General features: G+C 68.2%; 12 protein-coding genes. 6 read left to right on the top strand and 6 right to left on the bottom strand.

Translation table 11 applies throughout. From position 1 onward, the window contains the following. Window positions 1-35: 35 nt before the first annotated feature. Window positions 36-3,059, top strand: coding sequence for an alpha-mannosidase (locus tag AC5WS7_RS01685; RefSeq protein WP_495952534.1), 3,024 nt, complete (start codon window positions 36-38; stop codon window positions 3,057-3,059). Between the two features lie 286 nt (window positions 3,060-3,345). After that, on the top strand, window positions 3,346-4,962 hold the full coding sequence (locus AC5WS7_RS01680; protein WP_495952533.1) for a class I adenylate-forming enzyme family protein: 1,617 nt from the start codon (window positions 3,346-3,348) through the stop codon (window positions 4,960-4,962). Window positions 4,963-5,419: 457 nt separating this feature from the next. On the opposite strand, the gene AC5WS7_RS01675 is transcribed toward AC5WS7_RS01680, so the two are convergent. After that, the gene (locus tag AC5WS7_RS01675) at window positions 5,420-6,313 is read right to left on the bottom strand and encodes a haloalkane dehalogenase (RefSeq protein ID WP_495953707.1); all 894 of its coding nucleotides are present in this window, start codon (window positions 6,311-6,313) and stop codon (window positions 5,420-5,422) included. A 63-nt stretch (window positions 6,314-6,376) separates the two neighbouring features. Between AC5WS7_RS01675 and AC5WS7_RS01670 the strand changes: the two genes are divergently transcribed. Beyond that, window positions 6,377-6,766 (top strand): winged helix-turn-helix transcriptional regulator, encoded by a 390-nt coding sequence (locus tag AC5WS7_RS01670; RefSeq protein ID WP_495952532.1) that lies wholly within the window; start codon window positions 6,377-6,379, stop codon window positions 6,764-6,766. Window positions 6,767-6,832: 66 nt separating this feature from the next. Here the strand turns inward: AC5WS7_RS01670 and AC5WS7_RS01665 are convergent, their stop codons facing one another. Further along, complete coding sequence (locus AC5WS7_RS01665) at window positions 6,833-7,618, bottom strand: acyl-CoA thioesterase domain-containing protein (protein WP_495952531.1); 786 nt, start codon at window positions 7,616-7,618, stop codon at window positions 6,833-6,835. A gap of 112 nt (window positions 7,619-7,730) precedes the next feature. Here AC5WS7_RS01665 and AC5WS7_RS01660 point away from each other — a divergent pair, with 112 nt between their 5' ends. Next, on the top strand, window positions 7,731-8,168 hold the full coding sequence (locus AC5WS7_RS01660) for a MarR family winged helix-turn-helix transcriptional regulator (protein WP_495952530.1): 438 nt from the start codon (window positions 7,731-7,733) through the stop codon (window positions 8,166-8,168). Between the two features lie 57 nt (window positions 8,169-8,225). Then, window positions 8,226-9,641 carry an MFS transporter gene (locus AC5WS7_RS01655; protein WP_495952529.1) on the top strand — a complete coding sequence of 472 codons (1,416 nt, stop codon included), beginning with the start codon at window positions 8,226-8,228 and terminating at the stop codon, window positions 9,639-9,641. On the opposite strand, the gene AC5WS7_RS01650 is transcribed toward AC5WS7_RS01655, so the two are convergent. Genes AC5WS7_RS01650 through AC5WS7_RS01640 form a run of 3 tightly spaced genes read right to left on the bottom strand, consistent with a single transcriptional unit; the run spans window position 9,557 to window position 12,281 of the window. Then, window positions 9,557-10,795, bottom strand: a complete 1,239-nt coding sequence (locus AC5WS7_RS01650) for an alkaline phosphatase family protein (RefSeq protein WP_495952528.1) — start codon at window positions 10,793-10,795, stop codon at window positions 9,557-9,559. The genes AC5WS7_RS01655 and AC5WS7_RS01650 overlap by 85 nt on opposite strands. After that, a complete protein-coding gene (locus tag AC5WS7_RS01645; RefSeq protein WP_495952527.1) occupies window positions 10,792-11,622 on the bottom strand; it encodes a nucleotidyltransferase domain-containing protein in 831 nt (276 codons plus the stop codon). Before AC5WS7_RS01645 ends, AC5WS7_RS01650 begins: the two co-directional genes overlap by 4 nt. Then, a complete protein-coding gene (locus AC5WS7_RS01640) occupies window positions 11,622-12,281 on the bottom strand; it encodes a hypothetical protein (protein ID WP_495952526.1) in 660 nt (219 codons plus the stop codon). Before AC5WS7_RS01640 ends, AC5WS7_RS01645 begins: the two co-directional genes overlap by 1 nt. Window positions 12,282-12,299: 18 nt before the next feature. On the opposite strand from AC5WS7_RS01640, the gene AC5WS7_RS01635 reads away from it, so the two are divergent. Further along, window positions 12,300-12,479 (top strand): hypothetical protein, encoded by a 180-nt coding sequence (locus AC5WS7_RS01635; protein ID WP_495952525.1) that lies wholly within the window; start codon window positions 12,300-12,302, stop codon window positions 12,477-12,479. Here AC5WS7_RS01635 and AC5WS7_RS01630 read toward each other — a convergent pair. Then, the gene (locus tag AC5WS7_RS01630) at window positions 12,467-13,114 is read right to left on the bottom strand and encodes an arsenate reductase/protein-tyrosine-phosphatase family protein (protein ID WP_495953706.1); all 648 of its coding nucleotides are present in this window, start codon (window positions 13,112-13,114) and stop codon (window positions 12,467-12,469) included. The two genes, AC5WS7_RS01635 and AC5WS7_RS01630, sit on opposite strands and share 13 nt — an antisense overlap. Window positions 13,115-13,224 lie beyond the last annotated feature (110 nt).

The raw sequence follows: 13,224 nt of genomic DNA, 5'->3' as shown, positions 1-13,224 counted from the left end.
TTCGTCACGTCCTCGGTCCGATGGGAGCCAGCGCCATGCACGATGACCGCCTGCTGATCGAAGGCCGCCTCGCGCGCGTCCTCGCCGAACGGATCGCCCCGGCGATCCATCCGGAGTCCAGGCCGCTCACCGCGAGCATCTGGGTGGCGCCCGGTGAACCCGTCCTGGTCGCCGAGGGTCTGGCCGCACCGCGCACGCCGATCGAATCCGGCGCGCGGTGGGGCGCGCCGTGGGGAACCAGCTGGCTCACCGTCGAAGGGACGGTGCCCGGCGAATGGGCCGGGCGGACGGTCGAGGCGATCATCGACCTCGGCTTCGACCCCGGGATGACGGGATTCCAGTGCGAGGGGCTGGTCTATCGGCCCGACGGTTCGCCGGTGAAAGGGCTGCACCCGCAGAACAACTGGGTCCGGGTGGCGACGCGGGCGGTGGCCGGGGAGCATGTCGTGCTGCATGTCGAGGCGGCCTCGAACCCGGTCGTGCCGTTTCCCGGGCCGACGCCGCTCGGTGACCGGACCACCGCCGGTGACGAGCCGCAGTACCGGTTGGGGCGGCTGGATCTGGCGATCTTCGACGAGGAGGTCTGGCAGCTGGTCCAGGATCTCGAGGTGCTCGGCGAGCTGATGCACGAGATGCCCGACAATCCGGCCCGGCGCTACGACATCGTCCAGGCCATCGAACGGGCATTGGACGCGATCGACCTGCAGGACGTGAACGGCACCGCCGCCGCGGCCCGCGCCTGCCTGACCCGGGTGCTCGCCGCCCCGGCCGTGCCCTCGGCGCATACCGTCTGCGCCGTCGGGCACGCGCATATCGACACGGCGTGGCTGTGGCCGCTGCGCGAGACGGTGCGCAAGATCGCCCGCACCGCCGCGAACATGTCCGCACTGCTGGCCGACGAGCCCGAATTCATCTACACGATGTCCCAGGCCGCGCAGTACGACCTGCTGGCCCGGCATCGGCCCGAGGTCTACGAGAAGGTGCGCGCGGCCGTCGCGCAGGGGCGGTTCGTGCCGACCGGCGGCATGTGGGTCGAGGCGGATACGAATATGCCGGGCTCGGAGGCGATGGCGCGACAGTTCGTGTACGGCAAGCGATTCTTCCTCGACGAGTTCGGTATCGAGAGCCGGGAGGTGTGGTTGCCGGACACGTTCGGGTTCGCCGCCGGGCTGCCGCAGATCATCCGCGCGGCCGGATGTACCCGGCTGCTCACCCAGAAGATCTCCTGGAGCCGGACGAATCAGTTTCCGCACCACACCTTTTCGTGGGAGGGAATCGACGGCACCCGGATCTTCACCCATTTCCCGCCGGTGGACACCTACAACTGTGCCATGATGGGACGCGAACTCGCCCATGCCGCAAGGAATTTCAAGGAGAAGGGCCGCGCGTCGACGTCCCTGGCCCCGACCGGCTGGGGCGACGGCGGCGGCGGGACGACGCGCGAGATGATCGCCAAGGCCGCTCGCATGCGAGATCTCGAGGGCGCACCGAAGGTGGTGTGGACCGAGCCCGCCGCCTTCTTCGACCGCGCCGAGGCCGAATACGCCGATCCCCCGGTGTGGGTGGGCGAGTTGTACCTCGAACTGCATCGCGGCACGTTGACCAGTCAGGCCGGGACCAAACAGGGGAACCGGCGCAGTGAACACCTGCTGCGCGAGGCCGAGCTGTGGGCCGCCACCGCGGCGGTGCGCGCCGGTGCGGCCTACCCGTACGATGACCTGGAACGGATCTGGAAGACGGTGCTGCTGCACCAATTTCACGACGTTCTGCCGGGATCGTCCATCGCGTGGGTGCATCGCGAGACCGAGGCGGCGCACACGCAGGTGTCGCGCGAACTGTCGGCCCTGATCGAACAAGCGCAGTGGACGCTCGGCGGCCGGGAGGCCGGGCCGAACCTGTTCAATCCCACTCCGCACGAATGGTTTTCGATCCCGGCCGGGGCGGCGGGCCCGGCGCAACCGCACCGGCCGTGCGCGGTGACCAAGCGCGCCGAGGGCGGTTACGTCCTGAACGACGGCTTGCTCCGGGTCGAGGTGGATGTGCGCGGGCTGGTGATCTCGGTCTACGATCTGGCGAGCCGGCGCGAGACGATCCCGCCCGGCGCGGCCGCGAATCTGCTGCAACTGCACCCGGATCTGCCCAACGCCTGGGACGCCTGGGATGTGGACGTGTTCCACCGCAACCGGGTCACCGACCTCACCGACGTGGATTTCGTCGCGGTACAGCCGGATTCGAGAGTGGGCACGGTGGTGCGGATCGGCCGTTCGTTCGGTTCGTCCACCGTCGAGCAGACCCTGTCCCTGCGGGACGGCGCCTTGCACATCGAGACCGACATCGATTGGCACGAGACCGAGAAATTCCTGAAACTGGCCTTCCCCCTGGACATCCACGCCGACCGCTACGCCTCGGAAACCCAGTTCGGGCACATGTTCCGGCCCACCCACACCAATACCAGCTGGGAGTACGCGAAATTCGAGGCGTGCAACCACCGCTTCGTCCATTTCGCCGAACCCGGCTGGGGGGTCGCCCTGGTCAACGACGGCACCTACGGTCACGACGTCACGCGCGCGGTCCGGCCCGATTCCGGAACGACCACGACCGTGCGGGCCTCGCTGCTGCGCGCGCCCCGCTTCCCCGATCCCGAGGCCGATCAGGGCCCACATCGCTTCGCGCACCGGCTGATTCCCGGCGCGACGATCGGCGACGCGGTGCGCGAGGGCTACCGCATCAATCTGACCACGCCGCGTCGCGGTGTGGCCGAACCGGTGGCACCGCTGTTCACCATCGACAATGACGCCGTCGTCACCAGCGCGGTCAAACTCGCCGACGACCGCAGCGGCGATATCGTGCTCAGGGTGTACGAAGGGCACGGCGGCCGCGCCGCAGCCCTGGTGACGCCCGGCTTCGATACCTCGGGATTCCAGATCTGCGATCTGCTCGAGCGTCCCGTCGCCGACGAGACCTCGGCGATCGCAGAGAACTCCCGAGTTCGGCTGCGGCTCAGGCCGTTCCAGATGATCACGCTGCGCTTCCAGCGATCGGCGAACGGCGCCGGCTGAACGGACGGCCACGCCGGATCGCCCGCGAGCCGACGTCACCCGACAAGGGCCCGCCCCTGCGAAGCTTCCAGCGTGGCCTGACCACCGAATCCGGCACAGGCGGCGCGTCCTGCTGTCGCAGGCCGCGACTACTCAGCTCCCGATCGGCCGACGTGCGTCTCGGGCGGCCGATCAGGGCAGCGGTATCGTGCTGGGCGGTGATCGTTCGGCATCCGCACGGATCGCGGCGCCCCGGGATAAATACTCCCGGAGGGCGGTGCGGCGCTGACGTAGTGAGGTGATCGTGATGGCCGATGGCGAGGTACGGCGGGATTCGCTCCGGCCGGGCGGGTTCGCGCGCACGCCCGAGCTGTATGCGGATCTGTGCGTCAGCGAACTCGTGCGCGCATGGGCAACGCAGATCCCGGACGCCATCGCATTCGTGACCGCGGAACGATCGATGACGTGGCGCGAATACGACCGGTTCGCCGAGGACATCGCCACGCGACTGCGGCAGACCGTTCCGAACTCTCCCGTGGCCCTGCTGCTGCCGGACACCGGCGTCATCCATGCCGCCTTGTGCGGGGCGTACCGGGCGAACCGGATCGCGGCGGCGATCGCGATTCGCTCCGGAGTGCGCGAGATCGCACACGTCATGGGCCGGGCGGGAGCCTCGACGCTGGTCACCGTCGAGTCGATTCGCGGGCGTTCGTGGCGGGAATTACTCGCCGAATTGCGGGAATACGACATCACACCAGCGAATGTCGTTGTGCTCGAGGAAGAGTCGGCCGACATCACCCGGCACCGGCTCGCCGGCGACGAGACCGCGCACGAATCCGAACCTTTCACCGGTTCGAGCGTCACGATACTCAACTCCACTTCCGGCACGACCGGACTGCCGAAGGTGGTCACCCACACCGAACGCCGCTGGGTCGCGTTCGCCCGGGAAGCGATGTCCGGCGGGCGGATCGGCCCCGAAGATGTGATCTGCTCGGTCGTCCCGGCTCCGTACGGCTTCGGACTGTGGTCGGCGCACTTCCTGCCCGCACTGCTCGGCATCCCGGCCGTGCTCACCGCCAGGTTCGACCCGGCCGAGACAGCGATGCTGATCGAACGTGAGAGGGCGACGGTATTATGTTGCGTCAGTACACAATTCAAGATGCTGCTGCGCTCCGAGGCGGCGGGCGGGCACGACCTGTCCGGCCTGCGGGTGCTCTACACCGGCGGTGAGCCGGTCCCCTACAACGACGCGCTCGCCTTCGAACAGCGCACGGGCGCGAGAGTTCTGCAATTCTACGGGTCGAACGAGTCCGGCGCGGTCAGCCGGACCACTCTGGACGACGACCTCGACACCCGCCTGCGCACCTGCGGTCACCTGCTGCCCTCGATGGACGTGCGCATCATCGACGACTCCGGCGCCGACGCCGCGGGCAGCCCGCGCCGCGGCCGGCCGGCGGTGCGCGGGCCGCTCGTCTCGCCCGGCTACTGGGACGATCCGGCCGCGAACGCGGAGCTGTTCACCGACGACGGCTGGATGCTGCTCGGCGATATCGTGGAGGTCGACGACGCCGACCGTGTCCGAGTAGTCGGCCGCACAGCGGATTTCGTCATCCGCGGCGGGAAGAACATCTCGATCGTGGAGATCGAACGGCTCGTGCGCGCCCACCCGGCGGTATCGGATGTCGCGGTAGTCGGCGTGCCGGACCCGATCTTCGGCGAACGCGTCTGCGCGGTGGTCGTTCTCGTCGAGGGCGCCGAACTCACCACCGAAACGCTGGCGACCGGGCTCCGCGCCGAGGGCGTCGGCGCGGAGTACCTCCCCGAGTACGTCGTTCCGGTCGATCAGCTCGACGTGGGCCCCGGCGGCAAAACCGACCGCCGAGCGGCCCGGGACGCCGCGTCCCGAGCCCTGCGCCTCGGCTAGCCCACCGAAAGCCACTGTCGCACAGCAGTTGCAGGTCGCCCACCTCGAACAAATCGGCCGGGACAGGGTGAACAACGGCCTGCCCCCGGGCGACGACGCCCGGGGGCAGACTCAGCCCACCGTTGCGCTGCACGCATGCTCGTGATCGTGCGCGGACTGTCCGGCTCGGTGCTCGGTCACTCGATCACAGTGGATTCCAGTGGTAGTGGTGCAGTGCAACGGGGTTCCGGCGCCAGCTCCGTGATGCCCCGGGAGTTGATCCTGGAGCATCGGGTAAATCGTTGTGGCCGTGATTATTTCGTTTCGAGCCTCCGCCGTCGGCGGTTGGTCGCGGCAGCCGACTGCGTCCTGCTGGCGAAACCCGAAGTCGCCGTGCTGTTTTTATTCAGGCGGGTCGTGTATCGGGTGGAGCCGGGGAGTCGGTCAGCGACCCTTGCTTGGACATGGACAGCTGCGGCTATCTTTCGCCATCTGCTCGCAGGTTGTGCTTGTCCAGCCAGGAGGCGATGGCGGTGGCGATCGCTTCGGGTCGATCTTCCGGGGTGTGGTGGCCGGCGATGAGATCATCTTCGGCGATTTCGAGACCGGCGATGTTGGCGGCGCACCATGCGTTGAGCCCTGGTCCCATCATTGATCCGGGGCCAGGTTGGAAGGCGAGCAGCAGCTTGGGGACCTCGGCACTGGTCGCCAGCCAGTCGTCGTACCGCTCGATTCTGGCCACGACGTCGGCGGGTTCACCGCCCAGCGGCATGGCACGCGCCCATCGCAGCAGGGGTACGCGACTCTCGCGCGTCGGGTAGGGCTTGCGGTAGGTGTCGAGATCTTCCGCTGTGAGGGGGATCGCGACGCTGCCGGGCAGTATCTCGATGAACATGTTCCGGTCGAGAATCATCGCCTCGCCGGTGCCCGGGGTCTTGATGGATTCGAACAGTTCACGCCCGGCTTCGGGGAATTCCTGCCAGGACATCGGCTTCACGATCGTCTCGGTGAACGCGATGGCGCGCACCCGCCCGGGATGGCGGGCGGCCCAGTCGAAGGCGAGTGCGCCGCCCCAGTCGTGCCCGATCAGGATGACATCGTCCAGGCCGAGGGCGTCGAACCAGGCGTCGAGGTATCGGGAGTGGTCGTCGAAGGTGTAGGCGATATCCGGCTTGCCCGAGTTCCCCATCCCGATCAGGTCGGGCGCCAGCCTGCGGCCGGGGTCGCCGACGGCCGGCAGGATGTGCCGCCACAGGTACGAGGATGTGGGGTTGCCGTGCAGGAAGATCAGCGGCACACCGGTGCCGATCTCCCGGTAGAAGATCGTCGAGTCGAGGACGGGTGCGACAGGCATGTGCTTCTCCGTATTCAGACGTGGTTCGAGCGACGCTACTATCCAGGAGCTAGTAGGTACCTAGAGGAAAGGGAGGCCCATGTGGCCGAGACCACATCGCAGGTCCCTCCGGAACTGGCTTGCCCGATCGCTCCGGTGGTCGATCTCCTCTTCAGCCGCTGGACCACGCCGATCCTGTGGACACTCAACGAGTTCGGGCGACAACGGTTCAGCGAGCTGGAACGCCGCATCACCACGATCACACCCAAGGTCCTGACGCAGCGGCTTCGCCAACTGGAACGCGACGGGCTGGTCGTGCGTACCTGTCACGCCGAGGTCCCACCCCGGGTGGAGTACGAGATCAGCGCGCTCGGACGCAGTCTGGCACCAGTTTTCGCGACACTCGCCGAATGGTCGGTCAACCTGGACAAGGTCGATCAGGCCCGTCAGGACTACGACTCCCGCGACCGCGCCACTCACCGGCGAACCTGATCCGAGGGAGTGGTCCGGCGCTGACCCCGGACCGCCGCCATCAGCCGGTCAGCGGGCCCGTGAAAGCTATTTGTCGCCGGAGAAGTCGATCTGCGCTGCCGCGTTCGACACCGCGGTCACCATCCCGGTGCCGATCGGGCCGGTCGAGTCGAACAGCGTGGCCGTGCCGACGGACAGGCCGTTGGCCGTCAGATGCGTCTCGGCGCGCAGGCCGATCCGGTCGCCCACCGGGAGCCGGTCGAGCCCGACGGTCAGATCCGCGTTGATGTACCCGACGCCCTGAGAACCCCAGTTGGTCGCCAGGCTGGTGGACTCCGCGGCGGTCACCGCCTGCACGAACGGACTGCGCTCCTCACCCTCGACCGCGTTCAGCGGCACGATCCACAGACTCTTGCGCCCGGAGTTCTGATGGTCCGCCATGCTCGTCGACCAGTCGTGGTCACTGCGATGCCACCAGTCCAGGCCCGCGTCGGCCGGCGGATCGAACGAAGCGTCCGAATGCCATTCCTCGCCCGGAGGCGCGTCGGCGGCACGCAACTGCACCAGCCGCGCCTCGGCGACCTCGACATCGCCCTGCAACACCGTGGCCGCGGCGACGTGGACGCGGCGTCCGGCGCGCACCACCTCGGTCCGCACCTCGAGCGGCTGTCCCTTGGCCGCCTTGAACAGATCGATGGTGAATCGAGCCGGGATGAAACCGTCCAGACCGTGGGCCCGCTCGAGCGACCGCGCCGCCGCGGCGCAGATCGCCGGGCCGTTCAGCATGTCCGCTCCCCAACGGCCGTACGCCCATTTCTCCGGGACGTAGCGCCCCTCGTCGTCGATCGTGAACAGGGCGGGCATATCACTCATGCGTCCTATATTCCCGTATCGCCGGCCCGCGCCCCGAACGGACCGTGCCCGAGACGGCCGTCACCCGCCACCCGAATCAACTTAGGTGCTCTAATAAGGTAAACTAATAAGCGTGGGTGGAAGGACTTCCGAGGGCGATCTCGCCACGGTGACCACGCTTCGAGCGGCGGTCATGCGGCTCGCTCGCCGCCTGCGTCATCAACGGGTCGAACATTCCCTGAGCTCGACCGAGATGCAGGTGCTCGCAACTCTTTCCCGCACCGGCCCGGCTACCCCGGGCGAGCTGGCCCGCCAGGAGCACGTGCAGCCGCCGTCGATGACCCGGATCATCGCGCTGCTGGAGGACAAGGGGCTGGTCCGGCGCGAACCACATCCGCAGGACCGGCGGCAGGTGCTCGTCATCGCCACCGGACCCGCGGCGGAGATCTTGGAGCAGAGCCGCCGACTGCGGGACGCCTGGCTGGCGGACCTGGTCGGCGAGCTCACGGATGAGGAGTGGGCGCTGGTGCGTTCGGCCGCTCCGGTGCTGGAACGTCTCGCGCAGCTGTGACTGCCGAACTCTTCCGACGCCGCGAGCCGAGCACATCGCGACCCGGAGAGGCAGTACGTGACATCGAGCGACCGCGACGAGAAGGACCTCACCCACGACACCCGCACCACTGATCCGGACCGCACCGAACTCGTACCGCCCGCCCGCTCGCGGGTGGGCATGTTCACCTCGCTGCGGGTCCGCAATTACCGTTATTTCTTCCTCGGCCAGGTGGTCTCCAATACCGGCACCTGGATGCAGCGCATCGCACAGGACTGGCTGGTACTCAGCCTTACCGGAAGCGCTTTCGCCGTCGGCATCACCACCGCGATGCAGTTCCTGCCGATGCTGCTGTTCGGCCTCTACGGCGGGGTGATCGCGGACCGCTTCCGCAAACGTCGGCTGCTGATTCTCACCCAGGCCGTGATGGGCCTGCTCGCCGCGATCCTGGCGATCCTCACCCTGACCGGCACGGTGCACGTATGGCACGTGTACCTGCTGGCCCTGCTGCTGGGCATGGTCACGGTGGTGGACAACCCGACCCGGCAGACCTTCGTCTCGGAGATGGTTTCGCGCGGACAGTTGCGCAACGCGGTCAGCCTCAACGCGGCCAACTTCCAGACCGCCCGGTTGATCGGGCCCGCGGTGGCCGGTGCGGTGATCGCCGCGGTCGGCTCGGGGTGGGCCTTCGCGATCAACGCCCTCTCCTTCGCGGCCGTGATCGGCGGGCTGCTGCTCATGCGCCCGGCCGAACTGCACATCATGCCGCGGGTGCCGCGAGAGAAGGGCCAACTGCTCGAGGGCCTGCGCTACGTGCGGGCGCGGCCGGAACTGATCTGGCCGATCGTGCTGGTGGGTTTCATCGGGACGTTCGGATTCAACTTCCCGACCGTGCTGTCCGGGTTCGCGTACAACATCTTCCACATCGACGCCGGGCGATACGGTCTGCTCAACACCGCGCTGGCGGCCGGTTCACTGGTCGGCGCGCTGCTGGCGTCCCGGCGCACCAGGACGCGGCTGCGGATGATCGTGCTCGCCGCGGTCGGCTTCGGCGTGCTCGAGGCGGTCACCGCGTTCGCGCCGGAGTACTGGGTGTTCACCGCGGGCCTGACGATCGTCGGCCTGATCGGGATGACGTTCAACACCTCGAGCAATTCGATGGTGCAGCTGGCCACCGAGGCGTCGATGCGCGGGCGGGTGATGTCGCTGTACATGATGGTGTTCACCGGTGGCAGCCCGATCGGCGGACCGATCGTCGGCTGGGTCACCGAACGGTACGGACCCCGGATGGGCCTGTTCGCCTGCGGTGCGGTCTCCGCGCTCGCCGCACTCGTCGTCGCGCGAATCCTGTCCCGCCGCAGCGGTTTGCGCCTTCAGGTCTCGCGGCGCGGTGTCGCGTTCGTCCCCCGTCAGCTCGTGCTCACGCGCCCGGACACCGCGCCGGCGGTGGTGATGAGGGGCACCAGCTGCTCATCGGCGGTCCAGGCCCCGTGATGTCCCGGCAGCGTCGACTCGATCGGCTCGCATCCCGGACGCACCAGCACGGTCCCGCCCTGTGCGACCGCGATCAGATCGCCGATGCGCGCGGCGATGACCTCGCCGGGCGGCGTCGGGCCGAACCAGTGTTCGTCCAACGCCTGTTCCCGGCCGACCACCCGTGCGTGCGTGGACAATTCAGCGGTCCACCGGTCCCGTACGTCGGCCAGCGCCGCGGGGCGGTCCAGGTAGACGTGCCGCACCCGCGCCTCGCCGCCGACCAGCCGCACGTCGCGGTGCAGCTGCTCGCGCGAGTCCAGGTCGATCACGTTGTCCGCCAGGATCATTCCGTGATCGCCGGTGATCAGCAGCGAGCACGTCGGCGGGAGTTCGCCCAGCAGGTCGGCGACGCAGGCGTCGATGCGGCCCAGCACATCGAGCCACTGCGCCGATTCGGGGCCGTGCAGATGGCCGGTCGCGTCGAGATCGGCGAAATACGCGTAGGCGAAACGTGATTCGGTGCCCGAATGCCCGGCGACCGCGAGGATTCCGCCCCGCAGCTCGTCCAGCGTCGCGGCCGGGTGCACCGTTCCGGCGGCGCGGAAAGCGGCCCGGGTGAGCCCCGAATCACGCTGATACCCGGGAACCACGTAGTGCACCGCGACGCCGTGCGCCGCGAGCTGCTGTAGCCGGCTGGGCCGCTGCTGCACGGTCTCGGGCGGGTGGGTGTGCAGGGCGTCGGCTCCGGTGGCGGTATCGAGCCGCCAGCGCAGCGAATTGAGCAGGCGGGGACCACCGGCGTCCGGCACCGCGAAGCTGTAACCGATGACGCCGTGCGTGGCACACGGCGCGCCGATCGCCAGGCTGGTGAGACTGGTCGAGGTCGTCGCGGGAAATCCGGCGGTCAGGGTCGCGGAGAGGTGATCGGCCAGCGTGGGCGCGATATCGCGGTGCCGCGCAAGCAGTTGCGCGCCGAGTCCATCGATCAGCAGCAGCACGACATCGCGATGCGGGACCAGCTGCAACGCGGCTGCGGTGTCGATGCCGAAGGACGCGGCGACGGACGGCAGGATATCGGCGAGTGTGTGCGGCATCGCCGTCCATGCTGCCCGGTCGGCCGCGCCGACGCTCGTATTCCCCTGCCCCGCAACCGGATACCGAGGCGCGCTCACGCCGGGTCACCGCCGTGCGCCGGGACGGTCCCGCGTCCGCCGTCCGGGCGTGCCATTCGTTCGACGATTTCACGAACCCGGTCCAGGAAATCGCGCACCTGGTCCGCAGGCAGCTCGAATGCCTCCGAGCGCGGCCGCTCGAAACTGCGCAGCGCGCGGTCGACGAGCGGCCGGAAATGCGGCTCGGAGTCCTTTACCCGTTGTCCCGCGATATATTTCGCGACCCATCGACCGGTCCGGCAGAACACGATCGCGCGACAGCCGTTCAACACCCGGTTGTCGGCCAGATGCCCCTCGCCGCGCGAATGGTCGCGGACCGACTCCAGAACCGCGGCCAGCTGGTCTTCGCGCGCGGGCGGCGCGAGCACGTCTTGCACCGGCCTGCCGAACAGCAGTCTCCCGGACTGATATCCGATCGCCCGGTCGATCACGAACCAGAACGACGGTGACCGCGACGCCTCGTAGGTCGCCTGATATCGCAGCAGCGGCCCGGTGTTCAGGTTCAGGCGGAATCCCGCCTCGGCGGAGGGCCGAGCGGCGAAATCGGCATCGTACAGGACCAGTTCCAGGCCCGCGGCGGGGCAAGGCAGGTCGGTGAGCGAATGGGCGAGCGCCCGCACCGCCGAATCCGGCAACGCCGGATCCACCACAACGGTGACATCGATATCGCTGCGGCCGTGCCGGTAGTCGCCCAGTGCGATCGACCCCACGGCGAACACGCTCACCAGCTCAGATCCGCACAGTTCGGCTGTTCGCCGCACGAGTTCGGCGAGATACGCACGCACCTCGGCGGGCACGGACTCCGGATCGGCGAGAGGTCCGCTCATCAGCTCGCCGGAACGTCGATCGGGATTTCGCCGCCGAGGTGGTAGCCCTGGTTCAGCCGCAGCGTATCGCCACTCCAGAACCGGCCCGGGTCATACCAATTCGCGCGTCGCTCGGGCAGCAGGCCCATGGACTGATAGGTCAGGGCGACGATCTCGGCGCAGTAGGCGCTGCGCAGATCCTGTCCCGGTACCGAATCGCCCCGCACCGCGCGCTTTCCGCCCCGGACCCGGGCCAGCCGGCCGCCGAACCAGCGCGCGGCCAGCGTGGAGGTCGACGGGAACGGCAGCCCGTCCAGGCGGGCCACCGTGCGCAACGCGGCATCCTCCATCTCGCGCGTCACCGGACGATCGAGCTGACGCAGCCAGGCGCGCTGGCCGTACCGATTCACCCAGACCAGCACCGCATCTCGCAGATCGTGCAACTGCGCGCCGCGCTGATGGTGGCCGGACCACATGTCCGGCAACGATCTTCCGAGTTCGGCATGCCAGATCAGCACCGGGAGATCGTCCATCGCGATCACCATGCCGACGTGATTCACCGGACTGTTCGTGGTCATCCGAATCGCCCGGTCCGCCGCCGAATGTCCCCGGAACAACCACAGATCGCCGGTCCCGGTGAGTTCGAGTGCCCGGTCCAGGTCGATGCTCTTACCCGCCATACGCAGTAGCCTAGGCACATGCGCTGGTGGAAGGTACTCGGTTTGGCGGGTGCGGCGGGCGTCGCCGCCACGGGAGTGGTGATCGTGCGGGCCGAGCGTAAACGACGTTCCTACACACCCGATCAGATCCGCAGCCGGTTGCACGAGCGAGTCGCCGAACTCGAATCCGGTGGTGACGGCGCGGATCAGTCCACGTGAATGTCCATGCTGGACAGCAGATCCCAGACGCGGCGGCCGATCTCGTCGCGAATCGGGAGCACCTCGGCGACCGTCAGCCCGGCCGGATCGTCCACGATCCAATCCTCGTACCGGATGCCCGGCACCAGCGGGCACATATCACCGCAGCCCATGGTCACGATGACGTCGGCGGCCCGGATGATCTCATCGGTCCAGCTCTTGGGGAATTCGTGGGAGATGTCGATGCCCGCGTCGGCCATGGCCGCGACGGCAGCCTTGTTCAGTCCGCCGCTCGGCTCCGCCCCGCCCGACCAGGCCAGCGCGCGGCCCTGCGCATAGCGTTCGAAGAACCCAAGCGCCATCTGCGAGCGTCCGGCATTGAACGTGCACAGGAACAGCACCACCGGAATCGCGTGTTCGATACGTCCCTCGACGCGGGCCCGCGCGTACAGCCGTTGCCGGGCGAAACGCTCGGCCAGCAGCGGCAGATACAGCTTCACCGACGCCTGAGTGCCGAGTTCGGCGTAGGAGTCGAAGAGATATTCGTGAATCGTGTTGGCCTCGAACAGGATCGTGAACTCACAACACAGCCGTCGTTCGGCGCGAGCCAGCGCTGTGCTGTGCACGATATCCAGTAACCGGTAAGCCGGAGTGATTTCAGCGTATCCGGCCCCATGGGTTCGTTCGGGCGTGGCCACGCTCTTCACGATCGCACCGGCAACCGAATTCGCGATGAATCAGGTTGAACCTTCCAGCGACGAACGGT

This window comes from Nocardia sp. PLKS1-43 (assembly GCF_059510335.1).
This window is presented reverse-complemented; position numbering and strand designations above follow the sequence as displayed.

Excerpts from the sequence above, each read along its gene's own strand:
- AC5WS7_RS01685 (WP_495952534.1), top strand. The coding sequence starts at position 36 with ATGCACGATGACCGCCTGCTGATCGAAGGCCGCCTCGCGCGCGTCCTC.
- AC5WS7_RS01680 (WP_495952533.1), top strand. The coding sequence starts at position 3,346 with ATGGCCGATGGCGAGGTACGGCGGGATTCGCTCCGGCCGGGCGGGTTC.
- AC5WS7_RS01665 (WP_495952531.1), bottom strand. The coding sequence starts at position 7,618 with ATGAGTGATATGCCCGCCCTGTTCACGATCGACGACGAGGGGCGCTAC.
- AC5WS7_RS01645 (WP_495952527.1), bottom strand. The coding sequence starts at position 11,622 with ATGAGCGGACCTCTCGCCGATCCGGAGTCCGTGCCCGCCGAGGTGCGT.
- AC5WS7_RS01640 (WP_495952526.1), bottom strand. The coding sequence starts at position 12,281 with ATGGCGGGTAAGAGCATCGACCTGGACCGGGCACTCGAACTCACCGGG.
- AC5WS7_RS01635 (WP_495952525.1), top strand. The coding sequence starts at position 12,300 with ATGCGCTGGTGGAAGGTACTCGGTTTGGCGGGTGCGGCGGGCGTCGCC.